Here is a 16,246-nt window from a genome sequence, read left to right as displayed (position 1 = left end):
TGACCGGTGGGTGCGCGCTCCCCCCGGGGCGCGCACCCACCGGGGTCTCACGGGGTGTAGACCGTCGGCCTCGGAGCCGTCGCCATCCCGTTCCCGAGGAAGAAGCTCGGGTGCGGGGGCTGGTTGTACGCGGTGTTCTGCCACGCGAGGGCCGTGCGGTACTGCGTGTCGTGCAGCAGGGTGGTGATCTTCGTGCTGGTCTCATGCGGCGTGGAGTAGATCCGGAGCGCCTTGTTGTCGCTGGTGCGCCAGACGACCTCCTCGCGCCAGTCGCCGAGGAGGTCGCCGGAGAGGACCGGCGTGGACTTCGTGCCGTTGTTGGAGGAGACGCCGGAGCCGGTGAGCAGTCGGGTGTCGCCCGACGTGCCGTACTTGTCGATGCGCGTGCCGTCGAGGAGTTCGCGGACCGGGTCGCCGTCCCACCAGGACAGGAAGTTGATGGAGGAGGGTTCCCGGCCGAGGGAGGCACCGGTCGCCGAGCGCAGGGTGGTGTCGGAGGCGGACCAGGCCTCGGCGCCCGCGCTGCCGGCGTAGATGTCGGCGGCCACTCCCCGGCCGTTGTCGGCGCCGGAGGCGGTCTTCCAGAGGATCGCGCCGGTGCGGGCGTCGGCCATCCAGGAGCCGGGCTGGCTGGTGCTCTCCGAGACCTTGAAGTACTCCAGGCCCGCGCGGGACGGGTTCAGGTCGCCGACATGGCCGGCGTCGCCATGGCCCGTCTTGGTCGTCCAGAGCCCGTTGCCGTTGTCGTCCACGGTCATCGCGCCGTAGACGATCTCGTCCTTGCCGTCCGCGTCGACGTCCGCGACGGACAGGCTGTGGTTGCCCTGGCCGTCGTAGCCCTTGCCGCTGTTGGTGGAGGAGCTGGTGTCGAAGGTCCAGCGGCGGGTGAAGGAGCCGTTGCGCCAGTCCCAGGCGGCGATCACCGTGCGGGTGTAGTAGCCGCGCGCCATGATCAGGGAGGGGCGGGAGCCGTCCAGGTAGGCCGTGCCCGCGAGGAAGCGGTCGACGCGGTTGCCGTAGGAGTCGCCCCAGGAGGAGACGGTGCCGCGGGCCGGGACGTAGTCGACGCTCTGCATCGCCTTGCCGGTCTGGCCGTTGAACATCGTCAGGAACTCGGGGCCGGACAGCACATAGCCGCTGGAGTTGCGGTGGTCGGCGGAGGAGCTGCCGATGACCGCGCCGGTGCCGTCCTTGGTGCCGTCGGCGGTCTTCATGGCGACCTCGGCCTTGCCGTCGCCGTCGTAGTCGTACACCTGGAACTGCGTGTAGTGCGCGCCGGAGCGGATGTTGCGGCCCAGGTCGACACGCCACAGCCGGGTGCCGTCGAGCTTGATGCCGTCGACGATCGTGTTGCCGGTGTAGCCGGACTGGGAGTTGTCCTTGGCGTTGGTGGGCTGCCACTTCAGGACGATGTCCAGGGCGCCGTCGCCGTCGAGGTCGCCGAGGGAGGCGTCGTTGGCCTCGTAGGTGTACGCCGAGTTGCCCGGAGCGGTGCCGCCGGCGGGCGGGGAGATCGGGATGTCCTTGTAGCCGGTGCGGAACTGGACCGCGTGCACCGAGTCGCCCTGTTCCGTGCCGTTCACGACCGCGCGGACGGTGTAGTCGGCCTGGGCGGGCGCTCCGGAGTGGAAGTAGTTCGTGGAGCCGGTGACCGGTGTGGAGTTGACCTTCGTACCGGCCCGGTAGACGTTGAAGGAGACGTTGTCCGGGTCGGTGCCGAGCCAGCGCCAGCTGACCAGGTTGCCGCTGCCGGTGTGGACGCTGACCACGCCCCGGTCGAGCTTCTCGACCTGCCGGGCGGTGGCGGCCTGGGCGGGGTCGTCGGTGGCGAACGTGGTCAGGCCGGCGCCGGCGAGCGCCGCCGTGGCGACGGCCACCGGGAGGAGCACACGGCGTCTGCGGTGCCTGTGGGGGTGCTTCACGTGACGGACCTCCTGGGAGGACGGGCGGGTTCCGCCTCTCAGTCGCCGCCGGGGGCACGGGAGTTGCCGTACCACTCGGCCAGTTCGGCGACGGTCCGGGCGATGCGAGACCGCAGTTCGTCCGGGGCCAGCACCTCGATGCCCGTGCCGAGGCGCAGGAACTCGGCGTGGGCGTGCTCGACGGACTCGATGGGGACCCTGGCCCGCGTCCAGCCGTCCTCGTCGGTACGCCCCTCGCGCCGGACCGCCTCCCCCGCCGGGCCGGTGAGCGTCGTCCCCGGGGCCAGCCGCACCACCGCCTCACCGCGGTACAGCCGGTCGTGGAAGTCGCGCTGGTACGCCGTCCAGTACGCGGCCAGGTCGAAGTCGCCGGGGCGGGAGAACTCCTCTTCGCCGGTGGCGAGTTCGAGGATCTGGTCGACGCGGAAGGTCCGTGGTCCGGGCCCGGCGACGACGTACCAGCGCCCCGCCTTCAGCACCAGCCCGTACGGCTCAAGGCGGCGCTCCACGTCGGTGGGCTCGCGCCAGCGGCGGTACCGGACGTGCAGCACACGGGAGCTCCAGACGGCGTCGGCGACAGCCGGGAGGTACGGGGTGTCGTCGGCGTCCGTGTACCAGCCGGGGGCGTCCAGGTGGAAGCGGCCGCTGATCCGGTCGGCGTGGCGGCGCAGCTCCGCGGGCAGGGCGGCCCTGACCTTCAGCTGGGCCGCGGCCAGGACGGAGCCGAGGCCCAGCTGGGCGGCGGCGCCCGGGGCACCGGCGAGGAAGAGCGCCTCGGCCTCGCCGGTGGTGAAGCCGGTGAGGCGGGTGCGGTAGCCGTCGAGGAGGCGGTAGCCGCCGGCGTGGCCCGCGTCGCCGTACAGCGGGATCCCGGCGGCGCTCAGGGCGTCCACGTCCCGGTACACCGTCCGCACCGACACCTCCAGCTCCTCGGCGAGCTGGGCGGCGGTCATCCGGCCGCGGGTCTGGAGCAGCAGGAGGATCGAGACGAGCCGGCCGGACTTCACTGACACATGGTGTCAGTGAAGCGGCCTTAGCGTCCCGGCATGGGTTTCACCGAGAAGCTGCTGACCGTGCCGCCGCCGATCATGGTGGCCGGACGGCACATCAAGCGCTACCACGTCACCACCGACCCGGGCGGCATCGCGCCCGAGGTGGAGAAGGCGGCCTACGCGATCCTCCCGGAGTTGCTGCCGGAGCCGGACGGCACACCCCCGGCGACCTTCGTCGTCCTGCACCGGGGCGGCGACGACGGCGCCTACCTGAACGCGTACAGCTGGGTGTGGGACAACGTCCTGCACTTCGGGGGCGCGGCGGCGGGCCAGCCGGTGCTGGGCTGTCCGGACTCCGACCCGACGCGTTTCGTCGTCCCTGGCCGACCCTGGATCGGCTGTGTCTGGGAGCTTCCGCCGATCCTGCACGAGCGGGACGCGTGGGTACGCCATCTGCTCGCGCCCGACACCCCGGACCTGAAGGCCTACCTGGCCGACTCCCTGCCCGAAGGAACCACTGGAGACCGCTCATGAGCAGCCCGCACGACTTCGACTTCTTCCACGGCGACTGGGAGGTCCGCCACCGCCGCCGCACCGACTTCCTCGACCCGGACAGCGACTGGACGGAGTTCACCGGGACCAGCCGCTGCCGGCCGCTGTTCGACGGGGCCGCGAACCTCGACGAGGTCGACATGCCCGTCCTCTCGGCCAAGGGCGCGACGCTGCGGCTGTTCGACCCGGAGACCGAGCGGTGGTCGCTGAACTGGGCCTCCAGCGTGACCGGGACGCTGTTTCCCCCGGTCTTCGGCCGTTTCGAGGGCGGACGCGGCGAGTTCCAAGGCGACGACGCCTACGACAGCAAGGACGTCCGCGTGCGGTTCGTCTGGTCGGGCGTCTCCGCCACGTCGGCCCGCTGGGAGCAGGCGTTCTCCGTCGACGGCGGGGAGACCTGGCTGACCAACTGGACCATGGACTTCACCCGGGCTTCCGGAACGCCCGCAGGCTGAACACCGGGTCGGGGCGGGGCACGTCCTGGTCGGGGAGCTGCGCGAGCCTCAGGGCGAAGCCCTCCGCGAGCGGGTCGCCGGGCGGCAGCGTGACGAACCAGCCGCGTCTGAGGTCGGCCACCGTACGACGGGGGCTGCGGCCCTGCCCGTGGCCCCGGAAGCGGGCCTGTCCGGCCGGGACGAGGCCGTGAGCGGCGGCGCAGGAGACGACGTCCGCCGCCGCGTCCCGGACCGGGCTCGGCGGTCGGGAGGACAGAACGACATCGATGTCACTGCCCACGTTGTGGGAGGCGGCCTTGTCGACCGTGGTGACGTAGACCCCGCCGGGCCGCAGCACCCGGGCGCACTCGCCGACGACGGTCCGCACATCGGCGGGCCCGGCGGCCAGATGGAGCAGCCACACGCTGCTGACGGCGTCGAACTCCCCGTCCCGGAAGGGCAGCCGCCTGCTGTCGGCGAGCACGACCGCACCGGGCAGCCGGGCGGCGGCCTGCCGGGCCATCGCGGCGGCGAGGTCCACGCCGGTCACCCGCATCCCGGCGCGGGCTGCCGCGAGCCGCCGGGTCACTATGCCGGTGCCGCAGCCGAGGTCGAGCAGGCCGCGCGTCTGAGGCGGTACGAGGCTCAGCACCGCTTCCGCGGCGGCGGCCGCCCTGGGCTCGCCGCCGCGCGAGGCGTCGTACCGCTCCGCTTCCTTGTCGTAGTCGAGCACCCGGTCAGTGTGCCCCGTGCCCGGGGGCCAGGTCCTCCACCCTGCGGGCGAGCTCGAAGTCCTTCTCGGTGACGGCACCGGCCGCGCTGTGCGTGTGGACGGACAGGGAGACGGTGTTGTAACCGAGTGTGAGGTCGGAGTGGTGGTTCACTTCCTCCTGGACCTGGGCGATGTGCACGACCATCGCCGTCGCCGCGAAGTGCGAGCCGAGCCGGTAGGAGCGGGTGAGGCGGTCTCCGTCGAGCGACCAGCCCGGCAGCTCGGCCAGCCGGTCCTCGACCTCCTTCTGCGACAGCGGTTCGACGGGCATGGGCTGCGCTCCTTCCCTCGCGCCGGAATCCCCGGTGTCCTCTCAGCCTGCCACAGCGGGACGTCCGAGACCCTGGTCAGAGACGTGTGCCTGTCGGGCACGGCCGGTTCTCGACTACGGTCCTGACATGACCACTCACCCGTCCACGGCCGACCAGGGGGTGGGCCCGCTGCTGCGGGCCTGGCGGGAGCAGCGCCGGGTCAGCCAGCTGGAGCTGGCCCTGCGCGCGGACTCCTCGGCCCGGCACATCAGCTTCGTCGAGACGGGCCGGTCCCGGCCCAGCGAGGACATGGTGCTGCGGCTGGCCGAGCATCTGGACGTCCCCGTACGGGAGCGCAACGCGCTGCTGCTGGCGGCCGGTTACGCCCCGCGCTACCCGGAGACGCCGCTGGACGACCCGGCGCTGGGCGCGCTGCGCGAGGGCATCGAGCGGCTGATCGGGGGCTACGAGCCGTATCCGGCGCTGGTGGTGGACGCGCTGTACGACGTGGTGGCCGCCAACCGGGGGATCATGACGCTGGTCGACGGCGTCTGCGCGTCTCTGCTGGAGCCGCCGTTGAACGCGATGCGGCTCGCCCTGCATCCGCGGGGCCTGGCCCCGCGCATCCGCAATCTGCGCGCCTGGCGCGGTCACCTGCTGGAGCAGATGGAGCGGCAGATCGCGCTGCACCGCTCCGAGCCGCTGCGGAAGCTGTACGAGGAGGTGGCGGCGTATCCGGTGCCGGAGGAGGACCCGGAGGCCGGGCCTGAGGAGCCTTCGGAGCCGGTGCCGTACTTCGCGCTGCCGCTGCGGATCGAGCACGAGGGGCGGACGCTGTCGTTCATCTCCTCGATCTCCACGTTCAACACACCGATGGACGTGACCGTCGCCGAGCTGGCCATCGAGACGCTCCTGCCGGCCGACCCGGCCACGGCCAAGTACCTTCAGTCGCTGCTGTCCTGACGTGCCTTCAGTGCCGTGTGCTGGAGGACGGCGAAGCCGGCCACGGTCAGGGCCTGGAGCACCGTCCACACGGCGCCCGCCGTGCTGGGCGTGAGCCACAGGGCCAGGGCCGCGAGGCTCACCACCGTCCAGGCGAGATTGGCCTCGACGACGGCCCGCACCCCGAGCGCCGGCGGCCGGCGGCCGGCGGCCAGCAGGCCGACGCCCGCGGCGTAGGCTGCGAGGAACGCGCCCAGTGCGAGCAGCAGCGTGGGGCCGACACCGAGGAAGCGTCCGAGCGGGCCGGGGAGCGCGAGGTAGGCGAGGGCGTTGGCGCCGGTCACCATGGCGTCCAGGGCCAGGAAGCGGCGCAGCATCGACTGCGGCTCGGAGGTCCGGGCGAGTGCGGCGAGCTGGATCGCGGACATGGGGCATCACCCTCCGTCGGGTCACATGCGGCTGGAGCCGGGTCCCGGGCCGGAGTGCGCCGGCCCGGGACCCGGTACGTTCACGATCCCGTTCCGGCGGCGCCCGGTCGATTACCCGCGGGGTAATGCCCCGGCGACACGTCCTCTCCCGTGATCTCCTCACCGTCGGCCCTGTGAGACCGTCAGCGGAACGTGACAGACTGTGCGCGGGCTTGGGCACGTTGGGGAGGCGTGGCGTGAGTGAACGACGGGCCGCACCCACCGTGGGCCAGGTGGTGCTGGGCAAGCGGCTGCAAGAACTGCGCGAGGCGGCGGGCATCGGCCGTGACGAGGCCGCCCGGGTGCTGCGCGTCGCCCCCGCGACCGTCCGGCGGATGGAGACCGCCGACGTCGCGCTGAAGATCCCGTACGTGCAGATCCTGCTGACCGCGTACGGCGTGCCCGAGGACGAGGTGAGCGCGTTCGTCGACCTCGCCGAGGAGGCGAACCGGCCGGGCTGGTGGCAGCGGTTCCACGACGTGCTGCCGGAGTGGTTCAGCCTGTACGTGAGCCTGGAGGGCGCCGCCCGGATCATCCGCTCGTACGAGCCGCACTTCGTGCCGGGGCTGCTGCAGACCGAGGGGTACGCGCGTGCGGTGCTGGAGGCCGGCACCATCGCGAACGCGGGACCGGAGGCGGTGGAGCGGCATGTGTCGCTGCGCATGGAGCGGCAGCGGCTCCTGGACCGCGAGAACCCGCCCCACCTGTGGGTGATCATGGACGAGACGGTGCTGCGCCGCCCGGTGAGCGTCGACGGCCGGGTGATGCGCGACCAGCTGGACAAGCTGCTGGAGTACGCCGCGCGCGACCGGGTCACGCTCCAGCTCGCCGAGTTCAAGGACGGCCCGCATCCGGGGACGTACGCCCCGTTCTCGCTGTTCCGGTTCGCCGAGCCCGAACTGCCCGACATGGTCTTCACCGAGTATCTGACGGGCGCGCTGTACCTGGACTCCCGCAAGGAGGTCTCCGCGCATCTGGAGGTCCTGGACCACATGACGGCCCGGGCGGGCTCGGCACAGCGCACGGAGACCCTCCTGCGGGAGTACCGCGAGGGCTTCTGACCCGTACGGGCCCCGTCGGCGGGTGCCCTCCCCGGCCCGCCCCTAGCGTCGGCATCACGCGGCAGGCAAGGGAGCGCACGCGAAGGAGGTCCGATGCCCGGATTCGAGCTGCTGTACCAGGCGGCCGCGCTGTGCCTGATGTACCCCGACGACGACTTCCGCGCCCGGCTGTCGCTGCTGCGCGAAGCCGCCCCGCAGCTGAGGGAGTTCGCCGACCACGCGGCCGTCACCCCGCCCAGGGAGCTGGCCGCGCACTACGTCGAGGTCTTCGAGGCCGGGCAGGACCACAGCCTGTACCTGAGCGTCTGGCGCGAGTCGGCACCGGCGCCCTCCGAGGAGGTGTACCGCGCGCACGGCCTGGAGACCACCGGCGAGGAACCGCCCGACTTCCTGCCCGCTGTCCTGGAGTTCGCGGCCCGCACGGGCAGCATCGAGCTGCTCACGGAGCACCGCGACGGCCTGGACCGGCTCCGGTCCGGGCTCACCGACTTCGGTACGCCCTACGCGACGGTCCTGGACGCGGTGTGCGCGACGCTGCCGCCCTCGCACACCGGTCCCTAGGACCGGCGACGGTGGTCCGGCCTACGCGGCGCCGCCCTTCTCGTCCCGCTGGTCCTTCTCCTCGTCCACGATCTCCGCGTCGACCACGCCTTCCTCTTCCTGCGCGGAGCCGGGAGATTCCCCGGTGGGTGCCTGCTGGGCCTGGGCGTACATCGCCTGGCCCATCTTCTGGCTGACGGAGGCGAGTTTCTCGACGGCGGTGCGCAGGGCGGCCGTGTCCGCCTGCTGCTCCAGCTGTCCCTTCACGTCGGCGACGGCCGACTCGACCTCGGACCTGGTGTCGGCCGGGATCTTGTCGGCGTTGTCGCGGAGGAAGTTCTCCGTCTGGTAGACGAGTTGCTCGGCCTGGTTGCGGGTCTCGGCGGCCTCGCGGCGGCTCCGGTCCTCCTCGGCGTACTGCTCGGCCTCGCGCATCATGCGGTCGATATCTTCCTTGCCCAGGGCCGAGCCGCCGGTGACGGTCATCTTCTGTTCGCGGCCGGTCGCCATGTCCTTGGCGGAGACGTGCATGATGCCGTTGGCGTCGATGTCGAAGGCCACCTCGATCTGCGGGACGCCGCGCGGTGCCGGCGGCAGGCCCGTCAGATCGAAGACGCCGAGCTTCTTGTTGTAGGCGGCGATCTCCCGTTCGCCCTGGTAGACCTGGATGCCGACCGAGGGCTGGTTGTCTGCCGCCGTCGTGAAGATCTCCGAACGCCGGGTCGGGATGGTGGTGTTGCGCTCGATGAGCTTCGTCATGATGCCGCCCTTGGTCTCGATGCCCAGGGACAGCGGGGTGACGTCGAGCAGCAGCACGTCCTTGACGTCGCCACGCATGACGCCCGCCTGGAGTGCGGCGCCGAGGGCCACGACCTCGTCGGGGTTGACGCCCTTGTGGGGCTCCTTGCCGGTGAGTTCCTTGACCAGCTCGGTCACCGCGGGCATCCGGGTCGAGCCTCCGACGAGAATCACGTGGTCGACCGCGGAGAGCTTCACCCCGGCGTCGTCGACGGCCTGGTGGAAGGGCGCCTTGCACCGGTCGAGGAGATCGGCGGTGAGCTCCTGGAACTGGGCCCGGGTCAGCTTCTCGTCGAGATGCAGCGGCCCTTCGGCGGAGGCCGTGATGTAGGGCAGGTTGATCGTCGTCTCGGTGGAGCTGGACAGCTCGATCTTGGCCTTCTCGGCGCCCTCGCGCAGCCGCTGCACCGCCATCTTGTCGCCCGCGAGGTCGACGCCGTTCTGGCCCTTGAAGCGCTTGACGAGGTAGTCGACGATCCGCTGGTCCCAGTCGTCGCCGCCGAGGTGGGTGTCGCCGTTGGTGGCCTTCACCTCGATGACGCCCTCGCCCATCTCCAGCAACGACACGTCGAAGGTGCCGCCGCCGAGGTCGAAGACGAGGACCGTCTGGTCGTTCTCCTTGTCCAGCCCGTAGGCCAGCGCCGCCGCCGTCGGCTCGTTGATGATCCGCAGCACCTTCAGGCCCGCGACCTCACCGGCCTCCTTGGTCGCCTGCCGCTGATGGTCGTCGAAGTAGGCCGGGACGGTGATCACCGCGTCGGTGACGTCCTCGCCGAGGTAGGACTCCGCGTCCCGCTTCAGTTTCTGCAGCACCCGGGCGGACAGCTCCTGCGCCCGGTAGCGGGTGCCGTCCACGTCGCCCTGGTCCGGGAAACGCCAGCTCGCGTCGCCCATGTAGCGCTTGACCGAGCGGGCGGTGCGCTCCACGTTGGTCACGGCCTGCCGTTTGGCGACCTCCCCCACCAGCACCTCGCCGTTCTTGGCGAACGCCACGACCGAGGGTGTGGTTCTGGCCCCCTCCGCGTTGGCGATGACCGTGGGCTCACCGCCCTCCAGCACGGCCACCACCGAGTTCGTGGTCCCGAGGTCGATCCCGACCGCTCGTCCCATCGCCGTCCCCTTCCGTCAGGGCACTCCCCGCTCACTCCCCAGTCTCCAGCACAAAACTTGAGTGCGCTGTTGTCAATGCCGCGAAGGGGTGATCGGCCCGCGCAGGGCCACGGCTCGCCGGGGCCGGTCCGTGACCAGCACGTCCACCCGTGGGTGGGCGAGGAACGCTCGCATCAGGGTGTCGTCGTTGACCGTCCACACCATGGTGAACAGGCCGCGCCGGGTCGCCTCGCGCAGCACGGTGGTCCTGGCCAGCCGCTGGTGCACGGCGACGCCATGGGCCCCGCAGGCACGGATCCGGCGGGCGGGGAACAGCTCGCTCAGCCGGGTCCCCGGCAGCTGTGCCAGGGCCAGGTCCCTGCGGTCGCGCCCCAGGGACAGCGCGGTGCGCACCCCGGGGAAGGCCCGTGTCACGGCGGCGAGGGAACGGTCCTCCAGTGTCGTCACGACGAGTCCGTCCGTGCCGAGCAGGGCCACCGCCCGGTCGACCACCTCCTGCTCGTAGCCCACCTCCTTGAGGTCCAGGTGGGCCACGAGTCTCCCGGCGATCAGCGCCATGACCTCGTCCACCACCGGCACGTCGTAGCCGGCCCGCTCGCTCAGCTCGGCGTGGGTGAGCCGGGACAGCGGCGGCCCGGTGGACCCGACCCGGGGGTCGTGGTAGACGACGAGGACACCGTCGGCCGTGCGGCGGATGTCGAACTCGGCATACTCCGCGCCGGACTCCAGCGCGTCCTTGTACGCCTCCCAGGTGGCGGCGTCGGCGCGCTCGGAGCCGCCCCGGTGGGCGGAGACGGCGGGGCGGGGCGTCATGGTCGGGCGCTCCCGGAGGGCGGGCGTGGCGGCGGTACGGGGACGGCGTCGTCGCCGGACGTGGGCAGCAGGGAGCCGGAGCGGGTGCTGACGCGTCTGAGCAGGACGTATCCGATCACGACGAGGACGACGAAGGGGAGCCAGGCCAGCGCGTAGGCGGTGCCGTAGGCGCGCAGGTCGAGGATGGAGCGGTGGTCGTCGACGTTGGTGCCGTTCACGCCGAAGAAGGCGAGCAGCAGGGTCGGCGGCAGGGCGATCAGGGTGGCGGCGGCGACGAGGCCGGACACGGTGCGGTCGCGGCGCTCGTCGCGTTCGGCGAGTTCGGCGTCCAGGGCGGCGGAGCGGGCGCTGATCACCGAGGTCAGGCGCTCGACCATGCGGGCCGAGTTCTCCAGGCTGTCGCGGATGCCGAGGGCGTCGCGCTGCGAGGACTGGAAGGCCTCCATGACCATCTCGGGGATCAGCAGGCTGTCGACGTAGGCCTCGACGCCGAAGGCGAGGTCCAGCTGGAGTTCGTTGACGCCCGCGGACAGGCGGGAGATCAGGGAGCGGATCTCGGTGGGCGAGTCGGTGAGGGCCTGCTCGTTGGCCTTCATCATCGCGAAGGCGGCGAGCCGGGTGCGCTGGAGCACGGCGAGGGCGGAGACCATGCCGACGGCGACGAGCATCAGGCCGTTCTCGACGTGCGGGGCCCAGCCGGCCTGGACGGAGACGCCCCGGCCGAGGGCGGACAGGGTGAGGCCCTGGTTCCTGAGGTGCGGCGCGAGGCTCGCGTCGTAGGGCGTGGCGGGATTCCAGGGCATCCGGCCGCGGTAGACGATCTCGTTCAGCAGGATCGCCTTGCGGGCCTCGTCGGCGCTGAGCAGTTCGCGGTGTAACCGGCCGCCGGGGAAGACGAGTTGGTGCACGTTCTGGCCGAGGGCGAGCGGGCGGCCGAGCTGCTCGGTCAGCGTCTGGAGGAGCGGGCGGTCGTCGAGTTCGATCCGCTCCCGGTCGAAGCAGGTCGTGGCCAGCCAGGCGGCGAGGTCGCCGGCCGTGGTCTCGCCCGCGAAGGCGCAGTCCACGACCAGGGTGGCGTCGCCGCGCGGGGTGGTGACGACGAGGATCCGCAGGGAGGCGAGGCCCAGGCCGTGGTCGCCGTGCGGCAGCCGCAGCCTGCGGGGCGCGACCTGTTCGTCGAGGACCGGGACGGGGAGCACGTCCTGGCTGGTCATCAGGTGCGAGGTGAAGCGGCCGTAGTCGTAGCGGTCGACGAGGGCGCCGAGGCCGGTGTCCCGGGGGCGGAGCCGTCCGGAGAGGCTGAACAGCAGCAGGACGCGGGTCCGGTCCCGGGTGGCGGAGTCGAGCACCGTCGCGTTCGGGGAGGTTCCCGGCAGCATCGCGTTCCTTCCGGCCCGTCGGTTCCGATGCGTGTGGTTCTACCCCGGCCGGGGGTGGCGAACCGACGACGTCGCGGGGGGCCCCCCGGGGGGGGGGCCCCCCCCCCCCGGGGGGGGGGGGGGGGGGGGCGCGGGGGGGGGGGGCCCCCCCCCCCCCCCCCGCCCCCGCCGCCGGGGGCGCCCCCCCCCCCCCCCCCCCGGGGGTGTGCCTGGTCAGGCGAGCTTGGCGGTCAGCGTGATGGGCGTGGCCTTCAGCGCCTGGCTGACCGGGCAGCCGGTCTTGGCCTCCTCGGCGGCGGCGAGGAAGGCCGCCTCCTCGATGCCGGGGACGGTGCCCTCGACGGTGAGGTGGATGCCGGTGATGCCCTCACCGGGCTGGAAGGAGACGTCGGCGGAGGTGATGAGCTTGGTGGGCGGCGTCCCGGCCTTGTTCAGGATGTTGGAGAAGGCCATGGAGTAGCAGCTGGAGTGGGCGGCGGCGATCAGCTCCTCGGGGCTGGTCTTCCCGTTCGCCTCCTGGGCGCGCGACGCCCACGTGACCGGCTGCTCGCCGATCGCACCGGAGGTGTCGAAGGTGACGACGCCGTTGCCCTCGAGCAGGCTGCCTTCCCAGACGGTGTGTGCGGAGCGCGTGGTAGCCACGGTTCTTCCTTTCGCGTGCGGACTCGCGGTGGGGCCCGTCTCCGGGTCCCGTACCCCCATCCGATCACACCCGTGGCGCCGCGTCCGCGTACGCCCCGAATTTCAGGCCGCGCGTTCCTCGCTGCTCTCCAGCGGCACCTGGGGGCCGTTCGACTCGCGCAGCCAGCGGCGCAGGACGCGGTGGACGTGCTCGGCGCCGACGAGTTCCGCCCCGTCCGCCACCGGCGCCGAGAGGACGAGCGGGGACAGCAGGAAGGGTTTGCCCTGGGCGCCGCCGAGGCCGCCGTGGGAGCCGATCTGCTCCTCGAAGGCGAGGACTTCGCCGTCGGCCGGGTCGTGGAAGGAGTTGACCATGATGTCGGCGGTGTGCGGGAAGGAGTGCGTACGGCGCACCGCGTCGGCCGCGCCCGGCCCGAACGCGGCGAGCGGGCCCGGGTCGTCGTCGAGGCCGGCCAGCGGGATCTCGGCGCCGTTCGCGCCGAGGACGAGCCCGCCGTGCTCGTCGCTGCGGACCAGCAGGAAGCCGATGCCGGGGTGGTTGGCGAGGGTCGGCAGCAGCGCGGGGTGGCGGGCGTCGATCTCCTCCTTGCTCATCCGGTGCGTGACGTCCGGGAAGGAGACCAGGCCCAGGTTGCCGGAGGCCAGCACGATCGGCTCCGGGCGGCGCGCGGGTCGGTGCCGCTCGCCGCCCTCCTCGACCGGGATGCGCAGGGCGGCGCGCACGGCGGCCCGGGCCTCCGCCCCGCTGCGGGTGCGCTCCGCCCTGCGCGACACGGGCAGTCCGCAGCCGGCCCGTACCAGGTCACCCAGGGTGAGGCCGTAGCGGGAACGGAAGGTCTCGCCGGGGCTCTGGCCGTGGTCGGACAGGACGACGATCCGGTAGGGGCGCGGGGCGTGCTCGGCGACGTTCTCGATCAGGGCGAGCGACCGGTCGAGTTTCTCGAGGACCTTCTGCGCGTCGCGGCTCGCCGGGCCGGAGTGGTGGGCGACCTCGTCGTAGGCCACCAGGTCGGCGTAGACGGCGGTGCGGCCGACGAGCATGTCGCCCGTGACCGAGGCGACGACGACGTCCCGCTCGACGACCGTCGCGAAGGCCCGGACGAACGGGTAGAGGCCCGCGCGGGAGACCCTCGGGCGCTGCTTGCGGAGGCGGGCCCGGGTGGACTGGCCGATCTCCCGGCCGACGTCGGCGACGAAGGACAGGGCGGTGCGCACGGCGTTGGCCGGATCCGAGAAGTAGGCGAAGTAGCCCGCCCGGGAGCGGTTCTCGCGGCTGCGGCGGCGGGTGGCGATGGACAGCACGAGGGCCTGCTGTTCGGCGCCGCCGCTGAACAGGTTGCCGCGGCTGGCGCCGTCGACGGTGAGCAGCCCGCCGTGTCCGGCGTATCCGACGGCGCGGCGCTGGAGTTCGGCGGCGCTGGTCGGGCGGTTGCACACGACCACCTCGCGGGTGTCCTTCTCGTACCAGCGGAACGCGGGGATGTCGTGGTTGCTGCCGTGCAGGATGCCGAGCTGGCTGGCGCCGGTCTGGCTGGACCAGTCGGTGCGCCAGGGGGTGAGGCGGTGGGTGGAGCGGCCGCCGTCGCCGTGGTCGAGCCAGCGGGCGACGGTGGGCATCAGGCCCTTGCCGACCGCGTCCAGCAGGACGTCGTGGCCGACGCCGTCGAGCTGCAGGAACACCGTGCCGGGGCTGGAAGGGCTGGGCGGTCCGGACCGGCGGCGGCGGTCGGAGAGGCGGTACAGCCTGCGGCGGTAGGCGTCGTCGTCGCGCACGGCCAGGGCGGCGCCGGTGGCGGACGCCACGGCGGACATCACGGCGGCGACCACGACGGCGGTCTCCGGGGCGGCGGCGCCGCGCTCGGCGGGGTTGAGCCGCAGGGCGAGCAGCAGCAGCGCGCCGTTGAGGAAGAACACCAGCAGCCCGAGCACGAGCGCCGGTACGAGGAGCAGGAGCCGGACGAGCAGCGGCCAGACCACGGCCGACAGCAGACCGAAGGCGCCGGCGCCGAACGCGGCCGTGACGGCGATGTCGGTGGCGCTGTCGCCGTCCGCGGACCGGAGCCGGAAGTCCGGCAGGATCCCGGCGAGCAGGAGCAGGGTGACGGTGGAGACCGCCCACACGGCGACGCTCCGCCCGACCTGACTGGCGACCCGCCGCCACCGCACGCCCCGCACGCCCAGCCACCTCACGTCCCGGCCCGCCGCCGCGGGGCCCTCGTCCACCCTGTCACAACGCCCGGGGAGCGCCTTTCGTCCCTCGCACCGCCGGGCGGTGCCGAGGGCACGCGGTTCGCCGTCGCCGCGTCAGCGTCCGTCGTACCCGGCCGTCGGCATCGACAGCCGGCGGTGCACGCAGGCCTTCATCGCCGCGTCGTACGCCGGCTCCGCGTGCCCCACCGTCTCGACACGCACCCCGCGCTTCGCGCACTCGGCGGTGAACTCCTCGACGGACGCGAGCGCGCTCTCGAGCACCCGTCGGCTGGGAGCCACGAACAGGTCGAGGCCGGGCCGGACGCCGTCCCACAGGGCACCGTGGTCGGGACGCAGTCCACGGACAAGTAACTCCCGGCTGACCACATAGCCCCGCTCGGCGGCCCAGCGGGAGCACATCGCGTGCTGGCTGCGGGAGTCGACCAGGAACGGATCGTCGTCCAGCTCCTCCAGCGGCGTCAGACTCGCGATCGCCGTGACCCGGACCGGCACCATGGCGTCCCCCCTCACCTCCGGTTTCGCCGCCGACCCTACTCCTGCCCGTAGGCTTCGGGGAGTCGCGCGAAGGAGGCAAAGAGGTGCCGGTGGAGATCACCTGGTGGGGTCACGCCACTTGCACAGTGGAGGACTCGAACGTGCGCGTGCTCACCGATCCCCTGTTCGCACGCCGGCTCGCGCACCTGCGGCGCCGGCGCGGGGCCCTGCCGCCGCCCGGAGCCCTGGAAGCGGACGTGGCCCTGGTCTCTCATCTGCACGCCGACCATCTGCACGTGCCCTCGCTGATGCGGCTCGCCCCGGGCACGCGCCTGCTCGTGCCCCGGGGCGCGCGCCGGGCGGTGCCCGCACTGCGCCGGCTCACGCACCTGCGGGTGAGCGAGGTGGCGCCCGGGGACGAGACCCCGGTCGGCGACGTCGTCGTACGGGCCGTGCCCGCGCGGCACGACGGGCGGCGGCTGCCGCTCGGACCGCACCGCGCCCCCGCGCTCGGCTATGTCATAGCCGGCGAGGCCCGCACGTACTTCGCCGGGGACACCGGACTGTTCGACACGATGGCCGAGGAGGTCGGGCCCGTCGAGGTGGCGCTGCTGCCGGTCGGAGGCTGGGGGCCGTACCTCGGCGAGGGACACCTGGACGCGGGACGGGCGGCGGAGGCGCTGGCACGACTGGCGCCGTGCAGTGCGGTGCCGGTGCACTACGGCACGTACTGGCCGATCGGGATGGACGCCGTGCGCCCCCATGAGTTCCACGCGCCGGGCGACGAGTTCGTACGGCTGGCGGCCGGCCGCGCACCCGCTGTGGCGGTGCACCGGCTCGGGCACGGGGAGAGCGTGCGGCTGAAGGGCACGCGGTGACCTGGACC

The 16,246-nt window shown here is 72.7% G+C and carries 17 protein-coding genes; 6 read left to right on the top strand and 11 right to left on the bottom strand.

What is annotated here, in order from left to right:
* Nucleotides 1–47: 47 nt before the first annotated feature.
* Nucleotides 48–1,922, bottom strand: coding sequence for a rhamnogalacturonan lyase (locus ACIBK5_RS05275; RefSeq protein ID WP_399016433.1), 1,875 nt, complete (start codon nucleotides 1,920–1,922; stop codon nucleotides 48–50).
* Nucleotides 1,923–1,960: 38 nt separating this feature from the next.
* The gene (locus tag ACIBK5_RS05270; protein ID WP_399016431.1) at nucleotides 1,961–2,929 is read right to left on the bottom strand and encodes a helix-turn-helix transcriptional regulator; all 969 of its coding nucleotides are present in this window, start codon (nucleotides 2,927–2,929) and stop codon (nucleotides 1,961–1,963) included.
* A 39-nt stretch (nucleotides 2,930–2,968) separates the two neighbouring features.
* Between ACIBK5_RS05270 and ACIBK5_RS05265 the strand changes: the two genes are divergently transcribed.
* Together ACIBK5_RS05265 and ACIBK5_RS05260 are read left to right on the top strand one after the other, a co-directional pair.
* The gene (locus ACIBK5_RS05265) at nucleotides 2,969–3,448 is read left to right on the top strand and encodes a hypothetical protein (protein ID WP_399016429.1); all 480 of its coding nucleotides are present in this window, start codon (nucleotides 2,969–2,971) and stop codon (nucleotides 3,446–3,448) included.
* Nucleotides 3,445–3,921, top strand: coding sequence for a hypothetical protein (locus ACIBK5_RS05260; protein ID WP_399016427.1), 477 nt, complete (start codon nucleotides 3,445–3,447; stop codon nucleotides 3,919–3,921). The genes ACIBK5_RS05265 and ACIBK5_RS05260 overlap by 4 nt, the downstream gene beginning before the upstream one ends.
* On the opposite strand, the gene ACIBK5_RS05255 is transcribed toward ACIBK5_RS05260, so the two are convergent.
* On the bottom strand, nucleotides 3,890–4,633 hold the full coding sequence (locus tag ACIBK5_RS05255; protein ID WP_399016425.1) for a class I SAM-dependent methyltransferase: 744 nt from the start codon (nucleotides 4,631–4,633) through the stop codon (nucleotides 3,890–3,892). The genes ACIBK5_RS05260 and ACIBK5_RS05255 overlap by 32 nt on opposite strands.
* Nucleotides 4,634–4,637: 4 nt before the next feature.
* Nucleotides 4,638–4,943, bottom strand: a complete 306-nt coding sequence (locus tag ACIBK5_RS05250; protein WP_399016424.1) for a 4a-hydroxytetrahydrobiopterin dehydratase — start codon at nucleotides 4,941–4,943, stop codon at nucleotides 4,638–4,640.
* Nucleotides 4,944–5,070: 127 nt separating this feature from the next.
* Here ACIBK5_RS05250 and ACIBK5_RS05245 point away from each other — a divergent pair, with 127 nt between their 5' ends.
* A complete protein-coding gene (locus tag ACIBK5_RS05245) occupies nucleotides 5,071–5,886 on the top strand; it encodes a helix-turn-helix domain-containing protein (RefSeq protein WP_399016422.1) in 816 nt (271 codons plus the stop codon).
* Here ACIBK5_RS05245 and ACIBK5_RS05240 read toward each other — a convergent pair.
* Nucleotides 5,868–6,293 carry a hypothetical protein gene (locus ACIBK5_RS05240; RefSeq protein WP_399016420.1) on the bottom strand — a complete coding sequence of 142 codons (426 nt, stop codon included), beginning with the start codon at nucleotides 6,291–6,293 and terminating at the stop codon, nucleotides 5,868–5,870. The genes ACIBK5_RS05245 and ACIBK5_RS05240 overlap by 19 nt on opposite strands.
* A 236-nt stretch (nucleotides 6,294–6,529) precedes the next feature.
* Between ACIBK5_RS05240 and ACIBK5_RS05235 the strand changes: the two genes are divergently transcribed.
* Both ACIBK5_RS05235 and ACIBK5_RS05230 read left to right on the top strand, forming a co-directional pair.
* Nucleotides 6,530–7,393 carry a helix-turn-helix domain-containing protein gene (locus ACIBK5_RS05235; protein ID WP_399016418.1) on the top strand — a complete coding sequence of 288 codons (864 nt, stop codon included), beginning with the start codon at nucleotides 6,530–6,532 and terminating at the stop codon, nucleotides 7,391–7,393.
* A gap of 93 nt (nucleotides 7,394–7,486) precedes the next feature.
* Entirely contained in the window at nucleotides 7,487–7,954 is a 468-nt protein-coding gene (locus tag ACIBK5_RS05230; RefSeq protein ID WP_399016416.1) for a nitrate reductase molybdenum cofactor assembly chaperone, read from the top strand.
* A 21-nt stretch (nucleotides 7,955–7,975) separates the two neighbouring features.
* Here ACIBK5_RS05230 and dnaK read toward each other — a convergent pair whose 3' ends face one another.
* The 6 genes from dnaK to ACIBK5_RS05200 all read right to left on the bottom strand — a co-directional run bounded on the left by dnaK (nucleotide 7,976) and on the right by ACIBK5_RS05200 (nucleotide 15,381).
* The gene (dnaK, locus tag ACIBK5_RS05225) at nucleotides 7,976–9,841 is read right to left on the bottom strand and encodes a molecular chaperone DnaK (protein ID WP_399016414.1); all 1,866 of its coding nucleotides are present in this window, start codon (nucleotides 9,839–9,841) and stop codon (nucleotides 7,976–7,978) included.
* Between the two features lie 72 nt (nucleotides 9,842–9,913).
* A complete protein-coding gene (locus ACIBK5_RS05220; RefSeq protein WP_399016412.1) occupies nucleotides 9,914–10,654 on the bottom strand; it encodes a glycerophosphodiester phosphodiesterase family protein in 741 nt (246 codons plus the stop codon).
* On the bottom strand, nucleotides 10,651–12,033 hold the full coding sequence (locus ACIBK5_RS05215; RefSeq protein ID WP_399016410.1) for a hypothetical protein: 1,383 nt from the start codon (nucleotides 12,031–12,033) through the stop codon (nucleotides 10,651–10,653). Before ACIBK5_RS05215 ends, ACIBK5_RS05220 begins: the two co-directional genes overlap by 4 nt.
* Before the next feature lie 213 nt (nucleotides 12,034–12,246).
* Nucleotides 12,247–12,675, bottom strand: coding sequence for an OsmC family peroxiredoxin (locus ACIBK5_RS05210; protein WP_399016408.1), 429 nt, complete (start codon nucleotides 12,673–12,675; stop codon nucleotides 12,247–12,249).
* A 102-nt stretch (nucleotides 12,676–12,777) separates the two neighbouring features.
* Nucleotides 12,778–14,850 (bottom strand): phage holin family protein, encoded by a 2,073-nt coding sequence (locus ACIBK5_RS05205; RefSeq protein WP_399016407.1) that lies wholly within the window; start codon nucleotides 14,848–14,850, stop codon nucleotides 12,778–12,780.
* A gap of 129 nt (nucleotides 14,851–14,979) precedes the next feature.
* Nucleotides 14,980–15,381 (bottom strand): hypothetical protein, encoded by a 402-nt coding sequence (locus tag ACIBK5_RS05200; protein WP_399016405.1) that lies wholly within the window; start codon nucleotides 15,379–15,381, stop codon nucleotides 14,980–14,982.
* 83 nt (nucleotides 15,382–15,464) lie between these two features.
* Here ACIBK5_RS05200 and ACIBK5_RS05195 point away from each other — a divergent pair, with 83 nt between their 5' ends.
* Nucleotides 15,465–16,238, top strand: coding sequence for an MBL fold metallo-hydrolase (locus tag ACIBK5_RS05195; RefSeq protein ID WP_399016403.1), 774 nt, complete (start codon nucleotides 15,465–15,467; stop codon nucleotides 16,236–16,238).
* Nucleotides 16,239–16,246: the final 8 nt, after the last annotated feature.

Origin of the sequence: Streptomyces sp. NPDC050546 (assembly GCF_044457425.1) — a bacterium.
Taxonomy (GTDB): domain Bacteria; phylum Actinomycetota; class Actinomycetes; order Streptomycetales; family Streptomycetaceae; genus Streptomyces.
The sequence above is the reverse complement of the archived record's forward strand: the minus strand, read 5'-3'. Positions and strand labels throughout refer to the sequence as shown.

Excerpts from the sequence above, each read along its gene's own strand:
- ACIBK5_RS05200 (WP_399016405.1), bottom strand. The coding sequence starts at position 15,381 with ATGGTGCCGGTCCGGGTCACGGCGATCGCGAGTCTGACGCCGCTGGAG.
- ACIBK5_RS05240 (WP_399016420.1), bottom strand. The coding sequence starts at position 6,293 with ATGTCCGCGATCCAGCTCGCCGCACTCGCCCGGACCTCCGAGCCGCAG.
- ACIBK5_RS05250 (WP_399016424.1), bottom strand. The coding sequence starts at position 4,943 with ATGCCCGTCGAACCGCTGTCGCAGAAGGAGGTCGAGGACCGGCTGGCC.
- ACIBK5_RS05265 (WP_399016429.1), top strand. The coding sequence starts at position 2,969 with ATGGGTTTCACCGAGAAGCTGCTGACCGTGCCGCCGCCGATCATGGTG.
- ACIBK5_RS05260 (WP_399016427.1), top strand. The coding sequence starts at position 3,445 with ATGAGCAGCCCGCACGACTTCGACTTCTTCCACGGCGACTGGGAGGTC.
- ACIBK5_RS05220 (WP_399016412.1), bottom strand. The coding sequence starts at position 10,654 with ATGACGCCCCGCCCCGCCGTCTCCGCCCACCGGGGCGGCTCCGAGCGC.
- ACIBK5_RS05215 (WP_399016410.1), bottom strand. The coding sequence starts at position 12,033 with ATGCTGCCGGGAACCTCCCCGAACGCGACGGTGCTCGACTCCGCCACC.
- ACIBK5_RS05245 (WP_399016422.1), top strand. The coding sequence starts at position 5,071 with ATGACCACTCACCCGTCCACGGCCGACCAGGGGGTGGGCCCGCTGCTG.
- ACIBK5_RS05230 (WP_399016416.1), top strand. The coding sequence starts at position 7,487 with ATGCCCGGATTCGAGCTGCTGTACCAGGCGGCCGCGCTGTGCCTGATG.
- dnaK (WP_399016414.1), bottom strand. The coding sequence starts at position 9,841 with ATGGGACGAGCGGTCGGGATCGACCTCGGGACCACGAACTCGGTGGTG.